Source organism: Thermomicrobium sp. 4228-Ro (assembly GCF_026241205.1).
Lineage (GTDB): Bacteria > Chloroflexota > Chloroflexia > Thermomicrobiales > Thermomicrobiaceae > Thermomicrobium.
Genome location: NZ_JAPFQM010000006.1, coordinates 274,526 through 296,223 on the forward strand (window position 1 = coordinate 274,526; position 21,698 = coordinate 296,223).

22 protein-coding genes are annotated in these 21,698 nt (G+C 66.6%); 5 read left to right on the forward strand and 17 right to left on the reverse strand.

The features are described 5' to 3' along the window. Position 1 precedes the first annotated feature (1 nt). The 9 genes from OO015_RS10835 to OO015_RS10875 all read right to left on the reverse strand — a co-directional run bounded on the left by OO015_RS10835 (position 2) and on the right by OO015_RS10875 (position 8,524). On the reverse strand, positions 2 to 724 hold the full coding sequence (locus tag OO015_RS10835; RefSeq protein WP_265941280.1) for a cyclase family protein: 723 nt from the start codon (positions 722 to 724) through the stop codon (positions 2 to 4). A gap of 17 nt (positions 725 to 741) precedes the next feature. Further along, positions 742 to 1,479 carry a GntR family transcriptional regulator gene (locus tag OO015_RS10840; protein WP_265941281.1) on the reverse strand — a complete coding sequence of 246 codons (738 nt, stop codon included), beginning with the start codon at positions 1,477 to 1,479 and terminating at the stop codon, positions 742 to 744. Between the two features lie 71 nt (positions 1,480 to 1,550). Beyond that, on the reverse strand, positions 1,551 to 2,396 hold the full coding sequence (locus OO015_RS10845) for a phosphoenolpyruvate hydrolase family protein (protein WP_265941282.1): 846 nt from the start codon (positions 2,394 to 2,396) through the stop codon (positions 1,551 to 1,553). Beyond that, positions 2,393 to 3,652: a Tm-1-like ATP-binding domain-containing protein gene (locus tag OO015_RS10850; RefSeq protein ID WP_265941283.1), complete on the reverse strand. Its 1,260-nt coding sequence runs from the start codon at positions 3,650 to 3,652 to the stop codon at positions 2,393 to 2,395. Before OO015_RS10850 ends, OO015_RS10845 begins: the two co-directional genes overlap by 4 nt. A gap of 16 nt (positions 3,653 to 3,668) precedes the next feature. Then, on the reverse strand, positions 3,669 to 4,403 hold the full coding sequence (locus OO015_RS10855; protein ID WP_265941284.1) for an ABC transporter ATP-binding protein: 735 nt from the start codon (positions 4,401 to 4,403) through the stop codon (positions 3,669 to 3,671). Continuing rightward, on the reverse strand, positions 4,396 to 5,175 hold the full coding sequence (locus OO015_RS10860; protein WP_265941285.1) for an ABC transporter ATP-binding protein: 780 nt from the start codon (positions 5,173 to 5,175) through the stop codon (positions 4,396 to 4,398). The genes OO015_RS10855 and OO015_RS10860 overlap by 8 nt, the downstream gene beginning before the upstream one ends. A gap of 2 nt (positions 5,176 to 5,177) precedes the next feature. Next, complete coding sequence (locus tag OO015_RS10865; RefSeq protein WP_265941286.1) at positions 5,178 to 6,608, reverse strand: ABC transporter substrate-binding protein; 1,431 nt, start codon at positions 6,606 to 6,608, stop codon at positions 5,178 to 5,180. 69 nt (positions 6,609 to 6,677) lie between these two features. Beyond that, positions 6,678 to 7,658, reverse strand: a complete 981-nt coding sequence (locus OO015_RS10870) for a branched-chain amino acid ABC transporter permease (protein WP_265941287.1) — start codon at positions 7,656 to 7,658, stop codon at positions 6,678 to 6,680. Further along, complete coding sequence (locus OO015_RS10875) at positions 7,655 to 8,524, reverse strand: branched-chain amino acid ABC transporter permease (RefSeq protein ID WP_265941288.1); 870 nt, start codon at positions 8,522 to 8,524, stop codon at positions 7,655 to 7,657. Before OO015_RS10875 ends, OO015_RS10870 begins: the two co-directional genes overlap by 4 nt. 337 nt (positions 8,525 to 8,861) lie before the next feature. Between OO015_RS10875 and OO015_RS10880 the strand changes: the two genes are divergently transcribed. Next, positions 8,862 to 9,242 (forward strand): VOC family protein, encoded by a 381-nt coding sequence (locus OO015_RS10880; protein ID WP_265941289.1) that lies wholly within the window; start codon positions 8,862 to 8,864, stop codon positions 9,240 to 9,242. A 214-nt stretch (positions 9,243 to 9,456) separates the two neighbouring features. Continuing rightward, positions 9,457 to 10,248: an SDR family oxidoreductase gene (locus tag OO015_RS10885; protein WP_265941290.1), complete on the forward strand. Its 792-nt coding sequence runs from the start codon at positions 9,457 to 9,459 to the stop codon at positions 10,246 to 10,248. Positions 10,249 to 10,338: 90 nt separating this feature from the next. On the opposite strand, the gene OO015_RS10890 is transcribed toward OO015_RS10885, so the two are convergent. Together OO015_RS10890 and OO015_RS10895 are read right to left on the reverse strand one after the other, a co-directional pair. Then, positions 10,339 to 13,005 carry an ATP-binding cassette domain-containing protein gene (locus tag OO015_RS10890; protein WP_265941291.1) on the reverse strand — a complete coding sequence of 889 codons (2,667 nt, stop codon included), beginning with the start codon at positions 13,003 to 13,005 and terminating at the stop codon, positions 10,339 to 10,341. Positions 13,006 to 13,051: 46 nt separating this feature from the next. Then, positions 13,052 to 13,606, reverse strand: a complete 555-nt coding sequence (locus tag OO015_RS10895; protein WP_265941292.1) for an ECF transporter S component — start codon at positions 13,604 to 13,606, stop codon at positions 13,052 to 13,054. Between the two features lie 249 nt (positions 13,607 to 13,855). On the opposite strand from OO015_RS10895, the gene OO015_RS10900 reads away from it, so the two are divergent. Further along, positions 13,856 to 14,797, forward strand: a complete 942-nt coding sequence (locus OO015_RS10900) for an ABC transporter ATP-binding protein (protein WP_265941293.1) — start codon at positions 13,856 to 13,858, stop codon at positions 14,795 to 14,797. Positions 14,798 to 14,800: 3 nt separating this feature from the next. After that, entirely contained in the window at positions 14,801 to 15,613 is an 813-nt protein-coding gene (locus OO015_RS10905; RefSeq protein ID WP_265941294.1) for an ABC transporter permease subunit, read from the forward strand. On the opposite strand, the gene OO015_RS10910 is transcribed toward OO015_RS10905, so the two are convergent. The 4 genes from OO015_RS10910 to OO015_RS10925 form a co-directional block, all read right to left on the reverse strand. After that, complete coding sequence (locus OO015_RS10910) at positions 15,599 to 16,822, reverse strand: MFS transporter (RefSeq protein ID WP_265941295.1); 1,224 nt, start codon at positions 16,820 to 16,822, stop codon at positions 15,599 to 15,601. The two genes, OO015_RS10905 and OO015_RS10910, sit on opposite strands and share 15 nt — an antisense overlap. A gap of 260 nt (positions 16,823 to 17,082) precedes the next feature. After that, positions 17,083 to 17,490 carry an iron chaperone gene (locus tag OO015_RS10915; protein ID WP_265941296.1) on the reverse strand — a complete coding sequence of 136 codons (408 nt, stop codon included), beginning with the start codon at positions 17,488 to 17,490 and terminating at the stop codon, positions 17,083 to 17,085. 119 nt (positions 17,491 to 17,609) lie between these two features. After that, on the reverse strand, positions 17,610 to 18,020 hold the full coding sequence (locus OO015_RS10920; RefSeq protein WP_265941297.1) for a HEPN domain-containing protein: 411 nt from the start codon (positions 18,018 to 18,020) through the stop codon (positions 17,610 to 17,612). Beyond that, entirely contained in the window at positions 17,995 to 18,345 is a 351-nt protein-coding gene (locus tag OO015_RS10925; RefSeq protein WP_265941298.1) for a nucleotidyltransferase domain-containing protein, read from the reverse strand. The genes OO015_RS10920 and OO015_RS10925 overlap by 26 nt, the downstream gene beginning before the upstream one ends. 132 nt (positions 18,346 to 18,477) lie before the next feature. On the opposite strand from OO015_RS10925, the gene OO015_RS10930 reads away from it, so the two are divergent. Continuing rightward, positions 18,478 to 18,939 (forward strand): arsenate reductase ArsC, encoded by a 462-nt coding sequence (locus tag OO015_RS10930; protein ID WP_265941299.1) that lies wholly within the window; start codon positions 18,478 to 18,480, stop codon positions 18,937 to 18,939. Here OO015_RS10930 and OO015_RS10935 read toward each other — a convergent pair. Both OO015_RS10935 and OO015_RS10940 read right to left on the reverse strand, forming a co-directional pair. Next, complete coding sequence (locus OO015_RS10935; RefSeq protein ID WP_265941300.1) at positions 18,896 to 20,686, reverse strand: nitrilase-related carbon-nitrogen hydrolase; 1,791 nt, start codon at positions 20,684 to 20,686, stop codon at positions 18,896 to 18,898. The genes OO015_RS10930 and OO015_RS10935 overlap by 44 nt on opposite strands. A gap of 19 nt (positions 20,687 to 20,705) precedes the next feature. Further along, the gene (locus tag OO015_RS10940; RefSeq protein WP_265941301.1) at positions 20,706 to 21,695 is read right to left on the reverse strand and encodes a metallophosphoesterase family protein; all 990 of its coding nucleotides are present in this window, start codon (positions 21,693 to 21,695) and stop codon (positions 20,706 to 20,708) included. Between the last annotated feature and the right edge of the window lie 3 nt (positions 21,696 to 21,698).

Sequence of the window (21,698 nt, forward strand, 5' to 3'; positions counted from 1 at the left end):
GTCACTCCTCGACGATCGCGACGGCGCGTACCGGTGCCGCGGTCGTCCCCACCCACTTGATCGGGAAGGCAGCGACCTTGAAGCCGAAGGGGCGTGGGATCTGGTCGAAGTTCGTCATGTTCTCGATGTGGTAGTACTCGCGCTCCCGCATGACGAGATGCGCCTCCCAGAACTGCTTCCGTTCGAACATCGCCCAGACCGGTGGATCGAAGGTGATGGCATCGATCCCCATCACCTTGATCCCCTGGTCGATGAGCCAGAGCGTCGCCTCGCGGGTCATACCGCAGTGATCAGTGAGGTAGCGCTGCTCGTTCTGGTAGGCACCCGCACCGGTCCAGATGAGGACGATATCGAGCGGCTTGAGGCGGTAGCCGATCTTGTCGAGCGCTTCCTGGATCTCCGCGGCCGTGATCCCGGAACCTTTCTCTTTATGACGGAAATCGAGGAGCACACCGTCGGAATAGCAGTATTCGAGCGGAATCCCCTCCGGGCCGGGAGCCTCGGCGACGAGGTGCTTGCGGGCATCGATGTGCGTCCCGACGTGGTCGTTGAGTTCGAGTCGATAGCTGGCGGTAAGCCAGGTCGCGCCGTACTGCGCAGCACCGATCCGCTCGGCGAATTCCTCCCAGGACTCGTGCATCTCGATCTTGGGAGGCGGAACCCGCGGGAAGGTGATCATATCGTTGTGCACGGGCATGGAGAGATCGATCAGGCGAACACCCACTGCAGTACTCCCTTCCTTCATCCTTCTTCCGGTGCCCCGCCAGCCGGATCGCCCGGATCGGAACCGCGCTCCTGTGCCAGGGCCTCGTACACCCAGCGGCCGGGCTCCTCGATATGGCGCCGCATCACTGCCTCCGCCAGGTCGGGATCGCGCGCCAGAAGCGCCTCCAGGATCGGCTCGTGCCGGGCAGCCAGCCCTTCGATCGCCCGGCGGTGTACCGAGAAGGTCAGAAACGTCGTTGTCGCGAGACTCAAGCTCGTCCAGAACTGTTGGAGAAGCCGGTTGCCGGACGCCTCGACGATGATGCGATGGAAGGCGATATCGGCTTCGATCGCTGTCGCCTCGTCGCCGAGCTCGCTCGCCTCGCGCATGCGGTCGATCTGCTCCTCCAGCGCGAGCAGTTGCTCGGTCGTGATACGGGTCGCGGCAGCACGGGCAGCGACCCCCTCGATCGCCGCACGGATCGGATAGATCTGGACGAGCTCCTCATGCGTGAAGGCACGGACACGTGTGCCCCGGAACGGTTCGCTCGTCACGAAGCCGAGGAGTTCGAGGTCACGCAAAGCCTCCCGCACCGGAGTCTGGCTGACGCCGAGTTCCTGCGCGATCCGCGTCTCGACGATACGGTCACCGGGTTTGAGCGTGCCGCGGAGGATGGCATCGATCAGGTATTCCTTGATTTCCTCGCGGAGGACTCGCCGCGCGATCGGGCGGGGTAGCGAACGATCGGTCGACGCTGTGTTCGACTTCGGCATCGGTCGCCTCGCTCTGCTTCCATGAATCGATAATCGATTCTTTTCCATGGTAGCGTCATCAGCCGATCGTGTCAAGTCGAGCGGGGCTGCAGCGCTTTGAAGCGCTGCATCGTCTCGACCATGGCGCGCTCGGTCGGCAACCGCTCGACGCTGGAAGCGCCGAAGAAGCCGACGACACCGCGCGTCCGCTCGAGCACGTAGGCGACATCCTCGGGTTCAGCGATCGGCCCACCGTGGCAGAGCACGATGACGTCCGGATTGACCGCCTTGGCAGCATCGCACATCGCCTGCACCCGTTCGACCGCTTCGTCCAGAGTGAGCGCCGTCTTGGCGCCGATCATCCCCTTCGTCGTCAAGCCGACGTGCGGCACGATGATGTCCGCACCGGCCTCCGCCATCGCTCGTGCCTGATCGGGATCGAAGACGTAGGGAGCGGTCAGCATGTCCAGCTCGTGAGCGATCCGGATCGTTTCGATCTCGAGGTCGAACCCCATGCCGGTTTCTTCGAGGTTCTGGCGAAAGACACCGTCGATAAGGCCGACGGTCGGGAAGTTCTGCACGCCGACGAAACCGATCTCCTTGAGCTGGCGCAGGAAGACCGGCATCAGGCGGAAGGGATCGGTGCCGCACACGCCCGCGAGCACCGGAGTGTGCCGGACGACCGGGAGCACTTCAGCCGCCATCTCGACAACGATGGCATTGGCGTCCCCATACGGCATGAGGCCAGCGAGGGAACCTCTCCCCGCCATGCGATAGCGGCCGGAGTTGTAGATAATGATGAGGTCGGCACCCCCGGCTTCCGCGCACTTCGCTGAGAGACCGGTACCGGCTCCGGCGCCGATGATCGGCTTGCCTTCAGCTAGGGTCGCCCGCAACTTGGCGAGCGCTTCGGTACGCGTCATCGGTCGCCAGCTCATCGTGCACCCTCCTGACTCGTCGATCCGCCTTCGTCTCGCTGCTGGCTGCGGATCAGCTCGTCGAGGCGCGCTGCCATCGCTCGGGCGAAGGCTGGGTCGTTGATGTCGGTCTCCCACTCGTGCACCTCGATGTGCGGAGCGAGATTCGCCTTCAACGCCTCGATCAGCGCTCGATCAGCCTCGGGATCGTAGAACGGCTTCCCTTCGACATCGATCGCTGAAAAGCCGCGCAGCGGGATGAACACCGCGACTGGCCCGCGGGCGGCATTCACTTTGCGGGCGATGATCCGACCGAGTTCGGCACATTCTTCCTTCGTCGTCCGCATCAGCGTCACCGTCGGATTGTGTTGGTAGAGACGGCGGTGCCGGAACCGCTCCGGCACCGTGTCCAGCGGGCCGAAATTGACCATGTCGAGCGCACCGAGCGAGACGACCTGCGGGATCCCCACAGCGCCGGCAGCCTCGAGTCGTTCCGGCCCAGCCGAGAGGACACCGCCGACGAGCTCGTCGGCCAGTTCCGTCGTGGTGATATCGAGCACGCCAGCCAGATACCCGCTCTTGACGAGATTTTCCATCGCCTGACCACCGGTTCCGGTGGCATGGAAAACGAGCACCTCGTACCCACGCGCCTCGAGTTCTTTGCGCGCTTCGGTGACGCACGGAGTCGTCACCCCGAACATCGTCGCGCCGATCAATGGTTTGCTGGGAGCACTCGTTTGGAACGTCTCATACGCCTGCGCCATACCGGCGATGGCAGCCGCGGCATTGGTGAGAATCCGCTCGCTGATCCGGTTGATGCCGGCGATATCGACGACGGGATAGAGCATGGCGATATCGCTCGCCCCGACGTAGGGGCGCGTGTCACCCGATGCCAGTGTCGAAACCATCAGTTTCGGGACACCGATCGGCAACGCCCGCATCGCAGTCGTGGCGAGCGACGAGCCTCCGGAGCCACCGAGGGCGAGGATGCCGTGCAGGCGACCTTGGCGGAACAACTCGAGCACGATCGCCGTCGCACCGCGCGCCATCGTGGCGATCGCCGCCCCACGATCGCCCTGGGCTGCCAGCGTCGCCACGTCGGCCCCTGCCGCGCGGGCGACCTCCTCCCGTGTGATGTCCGGTTGTGCCTGTGGTTCGCCGAGCACACCGGCATCGACGAGCACCACGTCGCACCCACGTTCACGCAGGCGCTGGCACAAGTACTCGTACTCCACCCCTTTGGTGTCGAGCGTGCCGATCAAGACCACCGTCGGCATCGGTATCACCTTCCCCTCACGCTGCCCGCCGGGCGCTCACTCCCAGGTACTGCTGCTGGAGCGCTGGATCGGCAAGCAGTGCCTCGGCGCTCGTCTCCAGGACGATGCGACCGGCGAGCATGATAGCGATGCGGCTGGCGATCGCGGTAGCGACAGCCAGACGTTGCTCGACGAGCAAGATCGACAGGCCACTCGCCGCCAGCTGCCGCAGCGTGGCGACGAGCTGATCGACGATGACCGGCGCCAGCCCCTCCGACGGCTCGTCCATGACGAGCAGCCGCGGATTGGTGAGAAGGGCGCGCGCGATCGCGAGCATCTGCTGCTCGCCGCCCGAGAGCGTTCCAGCCACCTGCCGACGCCGCTCGGCCAGCCGGGGGAACAGGTCGTACACCCGCTCGATCGTCCAGACATCGTCACCGGACAGGCCTCGCCGACGGGGCAGGAGCCGCAGATGCTCCTCGACCGTGAGTGAGGGAAAAATGCGTCGTCCCTGCGGCACGTAGCCGATACCGAGTGCAGCGATGCGATGCGGTGGCTTCCCGACGAGCTCCTGGCCGGCGAAACGGATCGAACCGCGAACACTCGGCAGGAGTCCCGTCAGCGCCAGACAGAGGGTCGTCTTCCCCATCCCATTGCGGCCGAGGAGCGCGAGCGGCTCGTGCCGTAGCGTGAGATCGATACCCTGCAGGATATGACTCTGGCCATAGTAGGCATGCAGGTCGCGGATCTCGAGGAGCGACGCGTCAGCCATACCCGCCTCCGAGGTACACGGCTTGGACGACCGGGTTCGCAGCGATCTCGTCCGGCGCTCCTTCGGCGATGACGCTTCCTTCGTGCAGTACAGTGACCCGTTGCACCACCTGGAAGGCGACATCCATGTCGTGCTCGATGAGGAGGACTGTCATCCGAGGGTCGAGTCCCTGGAGGAGCGCCGTGAGCTGCTCGCGCTCACCCGGAGAGAGACCAGCCGCTGGCTCATCGAGAAGCAGGAGCTTCGGACGGCTGGCGAGCGCCATGCCCAGCTCGAGCTGGCGCTGCTCCCCGTGCGAAAGCGCGCCGGCCAGTGCCCGCAACGCATGACCGAGTCCGACTCGTTCCGCGAGTTCCTCGACTTCGCGAAATTCGGGATCGCTGCGGCGCGGGAGCCGCAGACTGAGCCGCCAGGGGCGAACGCCGCGTACGGCGAGGTACAGGTTCTCAGCGACGGTGAGCCGACGAAACACGAGTGGCGTCTGATAGGTCCGCGCCAGACCCAGCCGGATGCGCTGGTACGGCGGAAGATGCGTAACGTCGCGGCCGAAGAAGCGGATCGTCCCAGCGGTCGGACGGAGTTCACCAGTGATGACGTTGAAGAGCGTCGTCTTGCCCGCTCCGTTCGGTCCGATGATCGCCCGGCGCTCACCCGGCTGAAGTGCGAGCGAGACCTCGCGGACGGCGACGAGCCCGCCGAAGCGGCGACTCACGCCCTGGAGTTCCAGGGCGTGAGTCGCCGTCTGCAAGCGAGGAGACTGCACCGCGATCATAGTCAGGATCCGAACGTCTGCTTGATCTTCTCACAAGTCGGATTCTCACGAGTGAACGAACCGAGCGAGAGGTACTTGTCCTCGGGAAGACCGAGCGTTTGGTTCACTCCTTCGACGACCTTGACGAGCTTATTGTACAAGTTGCCGTCGGGCCCCTCGGCGACCTCGGTCACGAAGTTGTTGGCGATCGCTTGCCGGTTCTTGTCCAGCTTGATGTGGCCAGTCGGCCCATCGAACTCGACCTTGGCGAGTGCTGCCTGGAGTTTCTTCTGGCCGTCGCTGAGATCACCATTGACCGCTTCGAGACCGAGGAGCAAGCCCTTCGCATTGACGTAATATCCCCAACAGAAGAGCGAAGGCGTGCTGAGCCCCTGTGGAAACTGCTTGCGGTACTGCTCGACCCACGCTTTCCAGGCAGGGTCAGGATTGTCAGCCGCGACTGGCCCTGCCCCGGGAATACCGATGACCCGGGAACGCAGCGCTCCCTTGGTCTCGAGCACGTTCTGGTCGATCGTCGAACTCCCCCCGATGAGAGCAGCCTTGCCACCGAATTCTGAATAGGCTTTGAGGAAATTGACGGCATCGGAACCGCCGAGGATGACATAGATAGCATCGATATCGCTCGGCATCGAGCTGATGACCGAGCTGTAGTCTTTGGTCCCGATCGGCACCCAGAACTGGGCTACGCAGTCACCACCGAGACGACAGAATTCGAGCAGGAAGCCAGCGACCTGACTGTAGGGATACGAGTAATCCTCGCCCAACGTGGCAACGCGGCGATAGCCTTTCACCTGGTAGCAATAGGTCCCGAGCCCGGCCATCCATTGGACACCATCCGTGGAGAACCGGAAGAAATTGGGCGCCGGGTCACGCAGCGTCGTATCCTGAGCAGCCGAGGTCCCATTGACGATCGTCTTGTCCGGGATCGTCTTGGCATAGTCACGCAATGCCAGACCTTCGTCACCCGAGAGTGGTCCGACGATACAGTCGACCTTGTCCTGCTCGATCAGCTTGCGGGCCTTCTCGCGGGCGACTTGCGGGGTCGCATCCGTGCTCTCCTTCACCAGTCGAATCTTCTTGCCGGCGATGGCGCCGCCGAATTCAGCGACAGCCAGCTCGACGCCGCGCACAGCTTCCTCACCGTAGAGCGCGAAGGCTCCCTCGAGCGTCGCGAGGATACCGATCACGATCTCGCCTCCAGCTGCTCCGACGGTGATCGTCGGAGAGGCTGCCGGTGCTGGCGTGGTCGCGGCTGCAGCGGTCGGAGACGGAGCAGGTGCTGCCGTGGGGCTCGCAGCCGCTGGTGCGGGCGTCGGAGTCGCCTGTTGCCCGGCGCAGGCGGCCAGCAGCGCCGATGCGGTCACCGTCAGGCCGACGAAGCTCGCTCGGCGGAGGAACGTACGCCGACTGTAGCGCAGGTCTTCTCTCGTCATCGTTTCCCCTCCTCATCTGCTCACCCGTACGACCGGTACTGACCGGAGCGAAGTCACTCATACCCCCTTTCACTCCATCCCAGCTCGTTCGACCGGAGCGAGCCGTACCTGCAACCGACGCTGGAGCGCGCGTACGATCTGCAGCCCGATGCCGCTCAACCCTTCGGGTGAGAAGAGCACGATCAGCAGAAAGACGAGGCCGATCACGGTGTTGAACCGTTGCGTGAAGGAGCTCGCGAAGTTGGTGACGAGGATGAAGACGAGCGCCCCCAGAAAAGCACCCTCGGCGTAGGCCAGCCCACCGATTACCGCGATCACCATGATGTTGATGAGGCGCGTGAGATCGATCGTGGTGGGAGAGATCGCGCCGTTGTACCAAACGAGCAGCAGCCCACCGAGCCCAGCCAGAAAACCGGCGACCGTGAACGCGGCGACCCGATGGAGCGCGTTGTGGAACCCTAGCGCGGCGAGCCGGCGCGGGTCATCACGCAGCGCCTGCAACGACAGTCCGAACGGCGTCCGCGACAGGTAGCGGACGAAGGCATACGCCAGGAGGCCAACGAGGAGGGAAACGTAATAGAACGGCACACGCTCCGTGAGCCCCTGACCGAACAGCTCGGGTGGGCGGATGCCGAGGATACCGGTATGACCACCGAAGAGGGAGCGATTTTGGTTGGCCAGTGCGTAAACCACCATGCCCAACGCGAGCGTGATCATCAGGAAGTAGATGCCAGTGGAGCGGACTGCGATCACGCCGAAGAGGAAGGCAACGAGCGTGGCGACGAGAAGCCCACCGAAAACGCCAACCCACCAGGGCTGGCCCAGGGTCACTGTCAGGTAACCGTATCCGTAACCAGCGAGCCCCGCCAGCGTCATCTGGGCGAGCGAGACCATCCCACCATAGCCAGCAAGCAGGCAGAGGCTGAGCGCGATCATCCCGAAGATGAACGCCGGAGTGAAGACACGTCCAACGAAGTAGGGACTGCCCCAGGTGGGAAAGCTGAGGAGCGCGAGGAGGACGAGTCCACCACCAAGCACACGCGGTCTCATGCTGCCCTCCCGAAAAGCCCCTGCGGACGAACCGCCAGCACGATGACCATCAGGAGAAAGCTGACGATTGCGGCATAGGTCGGGAAGAGCGCCAAGCTGTACTGCTCGACCAGTGCGACGAGGAGCGCTGCGACGGCTGTTCCCGGAAGGCTCCCCATCCCGCCGACAATCACCACGATGAGCGAAGCGAGGAGGTAGCGAGCGTCTTCGCCGGACGAGATGGACAGCACCGACCCACCAACGACACCGGCCAGTCCGGCTAGGCCAGCTCCGAGCGCGAACATCAGCACGAAGAGCCGCTGGACATCGATCCCGACTGCCGCGACCATATCCCGGTCATCGATGGCAGCGCGAACGGTCATACCGAACCGCGTCCGGGTAAGCAGGAACCAGAGCAGGAGGCCGAGCACGATGGCGAAGGCGAGGACGAAGAGCCGGTACTTTGGATAGCCGATATCGAGCAGGGGAATCCGGACGCCACCAGTGATCGCCTCGGGTGGGGAAAAGTCGTAGGTGAAGCCGCCCCACCGCGCGAGCATGAGATCAGCCGCGATGATCGAGACCCCGATCGTCACCAGCGCCTCACGCAAGTCCTGCCCGTGGATGGGGCGGAGCAGGCCGACCTCGAGGACAAGCCCAGCCAGCGCGGCTGCTAGGAGAGCAGCCAGCGCCCCCAGCGGCCAGCTCCCGGTACGGTCAGCGACGCTCCAGCCCACATACCCGCCGAAGAGGTAGAGCGAGCCGTGGGCGAGGTTGACGACACGGAGCACACCGAAGATGAGCGTGAAGCCGATCGCAACGATGAAGTAGAGAGCCGCCAGCGTCAGGCCGTTCAAGGTGACGGTGACGAATTGCGGCCAGCTCATCCGGGCTCCTTTCGTGCATGCCCCGCCGTGCGATCGCATTGTGTGGCGATCATAGATCTGCGATTATCGATTATCATAGGAGTCGGACGAGAGGCTGTCAAGAGTACGGACACAGGCGGTATCGGCAGAGACGAGTCAGCGGGGCAGGAAACAGGAAACCGGAGCGAGCGTCGAGGCCTGCGTGCATGCCGGCAGCGAGACACGTCGAAGCGGACGATGGCAGATACACAGCTGCTCACTGGCGAGTGGTGGATGAGGCAGACCTGTCACGGCATCGTGCGTCACGGCAGTCTGATATGCCTAAGACCAGTGACTGAACGAGCGCGAAGGGAGAGTGATGATGGTCGCAGTCAAGCGGATCCAGCATGTCTCGATCACGGCACCCCTCGATGGGACAGAGCGAGCTCGCGCCTTCTACGGCGGCGTACTCGGTCTCCGCGAGAAGCCGGTGCCGGAGTCGCTCGCTGGGCTCAACATCTTGCTGTGGTTCGACGTCGGGTCAACCGAGCTCCACATCGTCGCCGAGGACGACGACACGCGCGGGCGCTCGCGCCGGCACGTCTGCTTCGAGGTCGAAGACCTGACAGCCATTCGCACCCGGTTGACGGAAGCTGGCTACCAGCCCTACGACGCAGCACCGATTCCCGGTCGCCCGCGCTTCTTCTGCCGCGATCCGTTCGGCAACCTGCTCGAGTTCATGGTATTCGCAGTGCAGTGAAGTGCCAGTAAAGAGATCAGTCGCGTCACCCGGCGCGAAAACACGAGCACGGTCATCGACGAGACACGCCGGCTGGCCGGTCGGATGCGCTCGCAGCGGAAGCTCCTGACCGCCTTGTCATGGCCGACCGCTCGGCCCATACTCCTCTGAAGCGATGCGGAGTGGCGCCGGCCACGGCCGTCCGGCGCCGTGCGTTCGTCGAGGAGGTGGAGCGATGGATCTCGGTCTCCGGGGCAAGGTCGCGATGGTCGCGGCCGCAAGTCAAGGACTCGGCAAGGCGGTCGCGCTCGGTTTCGCCCGCGAGGGAGCCAATCTCGCGATCTGCAGTCGCAACCAGGCGGCGCTCGAGGCGGTCGCCGCCGAGGCACGCAGCTTCGGCGTCGACGTGCTGGCAGTTCCGGCAGACCTGACCCGGGCCGAGGATATCGCGAAATTCGTCGAGAAATCCATCGCGCACTTCGGCGGCATCGATATCCTGGTGACCAATGCCGGTGGCCCGCCAGCCGGTACGTTCCAGGACTTCGCCGACGATGCGCCGTGGCAGGGGGCATTCGAACTCACCTTGCTGAGCGCCGTACGCTTGATCCGCGGTGTCCTCCCCTCGATGCGTGCTCGCGGCGGAGGCGCGATCATCGTGATGACATCGTCATCGATCAAGATACCGATCCCGAACCTGATCCTGTCCAACGTCTTCCGGGCTGGTGTCGCGGCCCTCGCGAAGACGCTCGCCGAGGAGCTGGCGCCCTACAACATCCGCGTCAACAACGTGCTGCCGGGTCGCATCGCGACAGAGCGGCTCCTTTATCTCGACCAGGTGAATGCCGAGCGAGCCGGGGTGAGCGTCGAGGAAATGCGGCAACGGACGATCGCCCAGATCCCGATGGGACGCTACGGCGATCCCGAGGAATTCGCGAACGCGGTCGTCTTCCTGGCCTCCGAGCGCGCCAGTTACATCACCGGTGCCTCGCTCCAGGTCGATGGCGGCTACATCCGATGCATCTACTGAGCACACCGGATACGGCTGATCGGGGCCGGGAGACGCTCGTCTCTCGGCCCCTTTTCGCGCCATACGGACGTGGGATGGGCGATCCGCTGCTCATCCGAGGGGCCAGAGCGGAGAACGCCCCAGACCAGCGAGCGTGAGGAGCAGCACGGCCAATTCCACGGCCAAACCCGCGAGCAACACGACCCAGTCGCGTCGCCGCAATCGGAGATCGCCGAACCGCAAGCGGGTGCCTCGCGCGCCCACACCGCGCACGGCGAGGACCCAGGCAAGCTGCTGCGCTTGCCGGAACGTGGCGGCCAGCGCGACCGAGAGGACCGGCAGCAAGGCCCGTAGCCGCGCCATTCCACGCTCCGGTATGACCCAGCCGCGCGTCTGCAGCGCCTCGGCCGCTGTCGCGAAGGTCTGGGCGAACACTGGCACGAAGCGGAGCCCGATCGCCAGCGCAAGCCCGATACCGGCCGGCAGGCCCAGGCGCACCAGGCTCTGGACGAGCGCACGCTCGCTGGTCGTCGCGAACCAGCTTAACGCAAGCAACGCCAGCGCCACGAGACGGAGCGCTGCAGACAATGCCGCGAGCACCGCCGGGACGGTGAGCACGACCGGGCCGATAGCCACGAGCACCGGTTCACCGCTCCGGTCGAAGAGGGGTCGCAGGAGGAGCACGAGTAGGAGCAGCGGGGCGAGTGCCCGCCAGAGCTCGCCGAGGCGACGCCACGGAAAGCCGCCCAGGGAGCGGAGCAGCAGGTGCAGGAGTAGGGTACCGGCGAGCAAGGGGAGTGGACTTTCCCAGAGCAGTACCGGTATGGCGGCCCCGAGCGCGAGCGCCAGCTTGACGCGCGGATCCAGCCGAGCGAGGAACGGCAGCGCTCCGGTGCTCCCCGACGCGTGCACGGTGGCAGCGGTTCGTCGGGACGACGGATCCGGATATCGGGGCTGCACAGCCTGACGCTGCTGCGTCCCACGCACGGCTGGGCCACGCAGCGCGGCGACGAGGTCGGCCGGCTCGAGCGCTGGCGGGAGTGCGAGCGCGTGGGCAACCGCGGTAACGGGCAGCGGCTCGAGGACGCAGGAACGCAAGAGTTCAGCATCGCCGAGCACGGCAGCGGGCGAGCCATCGGCGCGGATCACGCCGTCATGCAGCAGGACGACTCGCCGTGCACAGCGGGCGACGAAGCGGAGGTCGTGACTGACGAGGAACACGCTGCCGCCAGCCGCCGCGTGCTCGACGAGGAGAGCGGCGAGAAGCACTCGCCCGTTCTCGTCCAGCGCACTGGTCGGCTCGTCGAGGACGAGGAGTTCCGGCTCGCGGGCAACTGTTGCGGCGATGGCGACCAACTGCCGTTGACCGCGGCTGAGGAGGGGAAGCGGCAATTCGGCGACGGCCCGGAGTCCGAAGCGTACGAGCGTTTCCTCCGTGCGGCGGGCGACAGTCGGTGCATCGAGTCCCAGCTGCTGGAGCGCGAAGGCGATCTCGGCCCGCGGAGTCGCGCGGACGAGCTGGTGATCGGGGTTCTGCGCCACATAGCCGACGCTCCGGGCCAGCTCAGCGACCGTCCGGTTCCGGGTATCCTGCCCAGCCACGAGCACGCGGCCTTCGGTCGGCCGCAAGGCACCGATGACGTGCCGAGCGAGGGTCGTCTTCCCTGAACCGTTCGGTCCGACCAGTGCCACGATCTCGCCTGGGGCGATCACGAGGTCGATGCCGCGGAGAACCTCGGGCCCACCGTCGTAGCGGAACCGCACGCGCTCGACGCAAAGCAGCGGCGAAGCTCCCGGAGGCGCAGGCGGAGCGGGAGCGTCCGGTTCAGCTGTCCGGATGGCTCCCCCGGCGGCTGCCCGAGCGCTGCACCGCTGCAGCACCGCGACCGCCTCGTCGACAGCGCGGAAGAGCGGCGGAGGCTGACAGCCGGGTACGTCTTCGAGAGCGCGAGCCAGCTCGGCCAGTTGGGGCGGCGCGGTGCCGAGCTGCGCCAATGTCGACCGATCGGTGAAGGCGACCTCCGGTGGTGCATCGAGCACGAGCCGACCAGCAGCCAGACCGAGGACGCGTTCGACGAGCGGCAGGAGGAAATCCGTGTCCCGCTCGGCCAGCACGACGGTCAACCCGTCGGATGCAACGAGCGTTGCGAGGGCTTGGAGCAGCTCCTGCTTGCCGCGCGGGTCGAGCTGCGTCGCCGGCTGGTCGAGGACGAGCAACGCCGGTCGGCGTGCCAGCGCGACGGCCAGCGCCAGACGCTGCTTCTGCCCACCGGAGAGCTGGCCCGCTGGGCGGTCACGGAACTCCTGGAGACCGACCAGCTCGAGGGCACGGGTGACACGACGGCTCACCTCGTCCGGTGGAAGGCCGACCAGCTCGAGCGCGAAGGCGACCTCGTCGGCGACGCTCAGGCCGATGAGGTTCGCTTCCGGGTCCTCGAAGACGATGCCGACCCGGTGAGCGAGCTCCAGAGGGCTGACGCTCGTCGTCTCGCAGCCAGCAACTTCCAGCCAGCCGCGGACCGTGCCACCGGTCTCGTGCGGCACGATGCCAGCCAGCGCGAGACACAACGTCGTGAGGCCACTGCCACTCGCACCGACGAGGCCGACGACCTGCCCAGTGGGGACAACGAAGTCCAGCTCCTCGAGCGCGGCAGGCGCTTCACCAGACGGAAGGAGCGGCGGATACCGGTAGGTGAACCGCTCGGCGCGGATCGCGTACGGAACCGGTGTTTCGCCCCGGCTGGCCGCTCCAGGGCGACACGGCTGCTGGGCAGTCATGCGCGGTCGGTCCTGGCTGCGCTGGTCGCATGCACCCGGAAGACCGTCACGCTTCACGGCGGAAGCGGGACGGTACCAGACGAGCGAGCGCGACGCCGAACGTCTCGCGGAGCAAGACCGTCAGGGCGATCCCGCCGACGGCACCCGACACGACCTGCCACACGTTGAACGGAACGTTGGCCGTCGCGGTAGCGAGACCGATCCGGAGCACGGCGATTTCCCAGAGGAAGTAGCCGACGACGATGATGACGCCGCCGATGATTGTCGCCAGGATCATCCGCCAGACGCCAGCCCGCCAGCCGATCCAACCGGCCAGGAAGCCCTGCAGGCCGTGCAGGACGAACGTGGCTGGTGCGTATTGCCCGTAGCCGCTCGTCAGATCGGCCAGCATCGGGCCGAGCGCGCCGCTGATACCACCGACGATCGGGCCAAAGAGGAACGCGCCGGTGTAAATGGCGATATCGCCGAGATGGATGTAACCGCTCGGAATCGGCACCTGGATGAAGCGCGTGGCGACGAAGACGACAGCGATCATCACGCCGCTCAGTGCGATCGCGAGCGGGGTGAGCACGAGACGCTCTCGATCCGGTCGTTGCACCATGCGAACCCGCCTCCTCTCCACAACAGGCAGCCTACCGGGCAACGAGCGGCTCGGCAACGACCAATTGGCACCGTCCAATCGGTAATCGGTAACCTGCCAGTCCAGCGTATCCCTGCAGGCCGACTGGCGTCGCGCAACCGGACGAACTATGGTTGTGCGTGAACGGCGAGCCCGCTCCCGGAGCACATTACGAGCCTGAGGAGGCGGTCTCCTACGTTCCGGCGGAAAGAGACGAAAGGGCGAGTAGGGATGACACACGCCGTCATCGTGGTGAGCGGGCTCGAACGGCGATTCGGGGAAACGGTCGCGCTCGCCGGGATCAGCTTCACGGTCGCGGCCGGTGAAGTCGTGGGACTCCTCGGTCACAACGGGGCAGGGAAGACGACCACCATCCGCTCGCTGCTGGGACTGCTCGCGCCGCACGGTGGCACGGTCCGCGTCTTCGGCCTGGAGCCGACGGTCGACGGCGAGCGTGTCCGGGCTCGCACCGGGGTGGTGGGTGAATCGCCCGGGCTCGACGAGCGGCTGACCGCTCGCGAGCTGCTGCGGGTCTTCGCCGATCTGTACGACGTTCCACCCGCGCTCCAGCGGACACGCATCCCGGAACTGCTGGAGCAGTTCGGGCTGACCGAGGCTGCCGACCGCCGGGTGGGAACGTTCAGCGCCGGGATGCGCCAGCGGTTGGCTTTGGCCCGCTGCCTGCTGCACGACCCGGAACTCCTGCTCCTCGACGAGCCGACGACGGCGCTCGATCCGGTGGCAGCACATCAGGTACGCGAGCTGATCGCCGAGCGACGACGCGAGGGGCGGACGATCCTCCTGGCGACGCACAACCTCGACGAGGCGGAGCGTCTCTGCGACCGGGTGATCATCCTGGAGCGCGGCCGGGTGCTGGTGGAAGGCCACCCGCGGGAACTCGCCGCTGCGCTCGGCGTTCCCAGCCGGCTCACGCTGGAGGTCGAGCCACTCTCGAGCGAACAGGCGCTGGCTGTGCTCCGCGGCTGTGGAGTGGTTGCCCAGGTCGAACCGCAACCCGGGCGGCTCACGGTCGACCGGGTGACGCGCCGGCAGGTCCCGGAACTCGTCGCGGCCCTGGTCGAGGCGGGTGTTCCCGTGTACGGCGTGACGGTGCAGGCACCGTCGCTGGAGGACGTCTACCTGGCGCTCCACCAGCGGGCTACCCGGAGGTGAACGATGCGGTGGTCACGCATCCGCGCCATCGTGCGGAAAGACCTCACGGCGATCCGGCGCAGCCGGGTCGTGGTGGTCCCCCTCGTGCTGGTACCGTTCATCTTTTTCGTCGCGATGCCGGTCGCGCTCGGCCTCGTCGCACGCCTGGTGCCGGTCGATCGAGGGGACGCACAGGATCTCGAGCGCCTGCTCCGCGCATTGCCCGGGACGGAGCGCGAGCGCTTCCAGGCACTCGAGCCCAGCCAGCAGCTGGCGGTACTCCTCTTCAGCTACCAGTTCGCGCCGCTGCTCCTGATCGTCCCGCTCGCGACGACGATGGTGATCGCCGCGGACGGGATCGCCGGCGAGCGCGAGCGGCGGACGCTCGAGGCACTGCTCGTGACACCGATACGCGACGACGAGCTCTTCCTCGGCAAACTTCTCGCGGCAGCGCTCCCGGCGATCCTGATCAGCTGGGGCGGAGCGCTCGTCTCGGCGCTGCTCGCTTCGATACTCAGCGGCGTCGGGCCACCGCTCTTGCCCAGCCTGTCCTGGCTCATCTTCGCTGTCCTCGGCGGGCCGGCTGTCACGCTCCTGGGTCTGGGAGTGATCACGCTCGTTTCCTCGCGGGTGCGCGGGATGCAAGAAGTCTCGCAGGTCAGTGGCCTGGTCGTCATCCCGATCATCGGACTCGTCATCGCGCAGTCGAGCGGCCTCGTCCTGCTCGACTGGCCGCTCGCGCTGCTCGCGTGCGCCGTCGTCTGGGCGCTCGCACTCGCTCTCTTGTCGGCGAGTCGCCGGTTGTTCCGTCGCGAAGCGCTGTTACGGCTCGGTTGAGCGCGCGAGACGCAGTGGGTGACGCGCCTTCGCTTCAGCGACCGCCGCAGCTCCGGCGGAGAGCGCCCCGAGGGCGAGGAGCCCCCACCAGACCGGCTCGTACCGGCCGAGCAGGGTATAGAGCGCGCCAGCACCGAGCGGGGCAGCGGCGCGGGCCAGCGTCACCGGCACGGTCATCGTCCCGGCGATCGCACCGTAGGCCGCGCTGCCGAAGAGTTCGGCCGGACGGGCAGCACGGACGATGGTGATCATGCCGTTGGCCATGCCGAAGAGCGTCACGAAGGCGAGTACGCCGGCCTGTTGCTGCCCGGCGAAGAGCAGCACGAGCAACGCGCTACCCTGCGCGAGGAAGACGGCAGTCGTCAGGATCGGATCGGGCACCCAGCGGCCAAGCGGAGCGACCAGTACGCGCCCGGGAATCTGCATCAGCCCGACCAGCCCGGTAACGGTGGCGGCGAACGCCGGGCTGTAGCCGTGTCCGAGGAGGTAGGGGAGGAGGTGGACATTGACGGTGACGGTCACGAGTGCTGCGAGCGTGAGCGCGGTCGTGAGCGACCAGAACGTGAGCGTGCGGAGCGCAGCCCGCGCTTCCCCAGCAGCCGCTGGTGCTCGCTGGGCCGGTTCGGTGGGCGGCGGACGCAGCAGCAGGGCATGAGGGAGGACAGTGGTGGTCGCGAGTGCGGCAGCCAGGATGACCAAGGCTGAGCGCCAGCCGAACCGCTCGATGAGCCAGCTGTTGAGCGGCGTGAAGATGACACTGGCCAGACCACCGACGAGCGTGAGCGCGGTGATCGCCTGGCGACGACGCTGCGCGAACCACTTGGCGAGGGTCGTGAACGCTGGTTCGTAGAGGACGAGCGCCATCGCCAGGCCGAGTCCAGCCCAGACGGCGTAGAAGGCTGGCAGGTGCGTGACTCGTGACCAGGCCAGGAGCAGCAGGGTCGCGGCGAACGAACCGAAGGTCATCGGCAGTCGCGGACCGATCCGATCGAGCAGCCGGCCGACCAGCGGCGCGGCGATCCCGGAGACGAGCAGCGCCAGCGAGAAGGCGCCGGTCAAGGAGGCGCGTGACCAGCCGAATTCACGTTCCATGGGGACGAGAAACACCGCGAAACCGTAGTAGAGGATGCCCCAGGAGACCGTTTCGGTCAGCGCGAGCGTCGCGACGATCACCCAGGCATAGCCGCGATCACGCTCGAAACGGAGCACCGTACCCCTCCGCGTGCGGATGATCGCACAGGAGCGCGAGACTGACGAGCCGCATTCCTTGCGGCCAGAACGCGGCGTCCACCTCGAAGCACCGCGGGGCCCCTGATGCCCAGTCCACGTCGCTAGCGGACGAATCGTTCACTGGTGCAGGGCTGCATGGTGGGCGCCCAAGCGATACCGGCGCTCGCCGCTCGAAAACGGTGCATGCTCCGCACCGTGCGGTCGCGTCGCGGGACCCGGGCAACCAGCAGGCGTGCGATTCACCGCACAGCACGCCGCACGAGTTCGACGATCCGTTCCTCCTCGGCCGGTGTCAGATCGACGATAGCGAAGGCGATCGGCCACATGTTGCCGTCGTCGAGGTGCGCGGCGTCGTTGAAACCGAGCGTGAGGTAGCGCTCGTCGAAGCGATCGGGACTGCGGAAGAAACAGACCACCTTGCCGTCCTTCGCGTAGGCCGGCATCCCGTACCAGAGACGCGGTACGAGTTCGGGAGCCGCCGAGCGGATCAACGCGTCCAGCCGCTGGGCGATCGCCCGCCACGGCTCGGGCATCTCGGCGATCTTCTCGGTGACGAGCGCTGCACCGTCGGCCTTCACAGCCGAGGGCGCGGCTCGCCGAGGACGCGAGCGGTTACCCTTGTCCTGCTCGTTCGCGCCTTCCGACATGGCACCCATTTCCTTCGTCGAGCTCCGACTTTCGGTACCCTACCACGGGCATACGGTCCCGGCGAACCAGTGGCGAGCGAAAGAACCTCCGCAGTCGCTGTCGATCCACCACCAGGCTGTCAGCGGTCGAGCTGACTGCGGACCGCATCCAGGATGGCATGCGCCTCGACAAGTGCTCGTTCGGCCTCCGGGCGCGTGTACGCCTCGGCAGGAGTCAGCTCACCGAGCGCATCCGGGTAGCGGGTCGGTACGTACAGTTTGTCGAGCGCCAGAGCTGCCTGCTGGAGGGGTTCGAGTTCGTGGCGGAGCGGTTGCGGAAGCTCGACGATCAACCGGTAGACCGAATGTCCCCAGGGGTCGAGATCAGCGGCGAACCAGAGCGCCTTCAGCGCCTTCTCGGCAGCTTGTTGGGCGAAGAAGCAGGCCTGGGCATACTTGCCGGCCACGAAGAGCGCGTGCGCTGCCTCCAGATCGTCCTCAGCCTGGCGGAGCCAGCGTTTGGCCTCACGCCGGCGCTTCTCCACGCTCATACAGCACACGAGCCTCCCGCAGAACACCTCGCAGGAAGGGGAGGTCCGCCCGCTCGGCGAACTCGGCTGGAGTATAGACCAGGACATCGACCGACCGCGGCGCGTCAGCGAGGAGCGCGAGGACGCGTCCGATACGCTCGAGCGGCTCGAGCTGAGTGTCCCAGACGACGATGAGGTCGAGATCGGAACGTCGGCCGGCGGTCCCCCGGGCATGAGAACCGAAGAGCAGGATGCGCTCCGGATCGAGCTCACGCACGAGACGCTCGACCGCAGCTGCGAGCCACGCCTCGACCGTTTCGTCGGCTATCCGGGCACCCCAGGACATCCCCTCACGCCTCCTGTCCCGGACCGAGCATACCCGATATCCCGGGGACGATCGTTCATCGTTCCGCAACGACTCGACCAGCTGCACATGTTACGCTACCGAGCAGGGACTCGACTGACGCGAGGTGGGACGATGAGCGCGCGAGCACGACCGATCCGGGTCTTGATCGTCTGCACACACAATGCTGCCCGATCCCAGATGGCCGAGGCACTCCTGCGCTGGATGGGTGGCGATGCCGTCGAAGTCCATTCGTCTGGTACGGAACCAACGCAGGTGCATCCGCTGACCGTTCGGGTTCTCGAAGAGATCGGCGTCGACGCGAGCGGGTTGCGGGCCAAATCGGTCGAGAAGTTCCGCGGGCAGGCGTTCGATTACGTGATCACTGTGTGCGATCAGGCTCGCGAGCGCTGTCCGTACGTTCCGGGCGGGGAGCAGATCCACTGGTCGTTTCCCGATCCGAGTGCGGTCGAGGGCAGCGAGGAGGAGCGACTGGAAGCGTTCCGGCAGGTTCGGGACGCCATCGCCCAGCGCCTGCGGCTGTGGCTGAGCGTCACTCTGCGCGACCCGAAGCTCCGCCAACTACCCCTGCCGTGATCGTCAGCGGCGAAGCAGCAGGGGAGATCTGCAACAGGTCGTAGAGGTCAGTCCGCCGCATCCGCAGGAGATCTTTCGCACGCACCGGATTGGTCGGATAGCGCGTGGCGAGGTTCGTCGTATCGACCACCCCCCAGGCGAGACCAGTCGATCTCGGTTCGACCAGCTGTTCGCTCGCCCGCGTCTCCGGCACCGGGCCGAACAGGCCGCTCCAACCGGTTCCATCGGGTTCCGGCAACGCCGCGTAGGCGACGTACGTCATGTTCTCGAAAGCGCGGACGCGGGCGAGGTGGAAGTGCGTCGGATCCTCGCCGGTCACGGCTGGGGACGGCAGCGGTACGGCCGTGGGGCCGAGCCCGCGCACCGGTGGTAGGAGCGGGCCAGCTGGCGCAACGATGAGATCGCAGCCTGCCAGCGCGAGCACCCGCACGATCTCCGGGAAGAGCAGGTCGGTGCCGGCGAGCACACCCACCCGGCCGAGCGGGAGATCGACGACCGGCGGGCCGGCGTCACCGGGGAGCAGAAACGCTCGCTCGTGGCCGATGACGTGCACCTTGCGATAGTGCGCGAGGAGACCGTCCGGCGCAACGAGCAGCACAGTCGAGGCACACCCAGCGGTCAGTCGCTCGAGCACCCCGACCGCGAGCAGCGTCCGGTGCCGTCGCGCCAGGCGACGGAGCGTGGCGACGAGGTCGTCGGTGAGCGGGACGGCCAGCCGCTCGGCCGCGGAGGCATCGTGGGGGACTCCGGTGAGCGCGTACTCCGGAAGGACGACCAGCCGCACGCTACGCGGGAGCGTCGCGAGCGACTCGTCGATCCGAGCGACGTTGTCCGCGAGGGAACCGGGTAGCGGTTGCAGTTGCACCACAGCCACGCGGCTCCGGCGTCCGGGTGGGAGCGGCCGGTGGCCATAGAGTCCGTGGAACTCGAGCGGGTTCCAGAGATAGGCGTTGAGCGTCAGGGTGTCGTAGAACTCGGGACGGCGCGCTCCGAACAGGCGGGAACGATCAGCGCGAGCCGGCTCGAGATCGACCTCCCCGAGCACGACCCCGTCGCCGGTATCGAGCCGGCACTGGATCGTACCGTCCGGCGCGATGATCGCCGAACCGCCGGAGAACTGGACACCCCGCTCGCAGCCGTAGCGGTCGGCAGCGATGAGGTAGCAGCCATTCTCGAGCGCTCGAGCCATCCAGCTCGCACCGGGCCCCTTTTCGAGCAACCAGTTGGTCGGGAAACAGAGCACGTCGGCGCCCTGCAGGGCGAGGAGACGAGCTGGCTCGAAGTAATCGGCGTCCATGCAGATGAGGATGCCGAGCCGCCCGAGCTCGGTCTCCCAGACCGGCAGACCATGATCACCGTCCTTCGCCCACTTCGGTTCGCTGATGAAACTGTGCGTCTTGCGATAGACACCGAGGACCCCGCCCGGACCGATGAGGGCAGCGCTGTTGTAGAAGATGCCGGTGCGGGGATCGACTTCGGGCAGGCCGACGACGAGGTAGCATGCGTGCTCGCGTGCCAGCGCCGCGAAGCGCTCGGTCGTCGGTCCAGGGACCGGCTCGACGAAAGGAGCGATTTCCGCCCGGTCGTACCAGCAATAGCCGGTGGTCGCCATCTCGGGCGTCACGACGAGGCGCGCACCGGCGCGCACAGCCTCGGTGCAGAGCGCGAGCAACCGTTCGCGGTTGCGCTCCTTCGCTCCCAACTCCGGCTCGAACTGGATCGCCGCGACGCGATAGCGGCGTGGCACGACTGCTCCCTCCGCGCACTCAGGCACTCACGAGGAGATAGTTTCGCACGGTATCCCCCTCGAAGTCGATGACCGCGGCACGCAAGGCACCGTCCTGGTATTCGCTGCCGGGATTGAGACAGAGGGTCCGGCCGAGCCGTTGCGCACCGCGTGACTCGTGGATGTGGCCGTGCAGGCCGAGCTGGGGCTGGTACCGTTCGATCGCCTCCCGCACCGCCGTGCTGCCGACCGGTACCGTCTCGACGACCCCACCGACCACGACCGGCTTGAGCGTCTCGTCGAGACGGGGCGCCAGGTCGAGGCCGCTGCCGTACGGCGGGCAGTGGACATTGAAGACCGCTGTGGGAAGATCCTCCGGCGGGATCTGGGCAGCGACCGCGTCGAGACGGCGAGCGAGCTCTTCTTCGGGCACGTCGCGGGGACAGTGCCACGGGGTCAGATTGGCCGCACCCACGCTGGCGAGCCAGACTCGCCCGAACAGCGGAACGGCCCGACCCTCGAGGAACTCGGCCCCAGGAAGCTCGCTGAGGAACGGGTCGAGTTCGAGGGGATCGTCGTTTCCGCAGTTCCAGAGGAAGCGGATACCGCGCGGCGTCAGCCGTTCCTGCACGAGTGCGGCCCATCGCTCGAGCCGCTCGCGCATCAGTGCGAGAAAGGCCGCGTCGCGACGGGACGGATCGTGCTCGAGCGCGGCGTAGCTATCCGGGTCACAGCGCAGGACATAGGCACCGCGCGCAGCGAGGTCGTTCGCGTAGGTCTCCGCCTCGGCATCGCTCATGAGGCGGTCGACCGCGCCATCGACGGAGGCCAGCCAGTTCCCATTGGGCTGGCGGACGAGTGGGACGAGCACCTTACCGGTCAGATCGCCACCGATGAGGACAGCGTTCGCTTCGTAGACGAGCGCGGCGTTCAGGAGCTTGCGAAAGACGAGATCAGCTCCGTGCAGGTCGGTCGCGAAGAGGAGGCGAGAGCGGGTGGGACGCGAGGCGGTGCGGCGGAACCAGCGCATCGC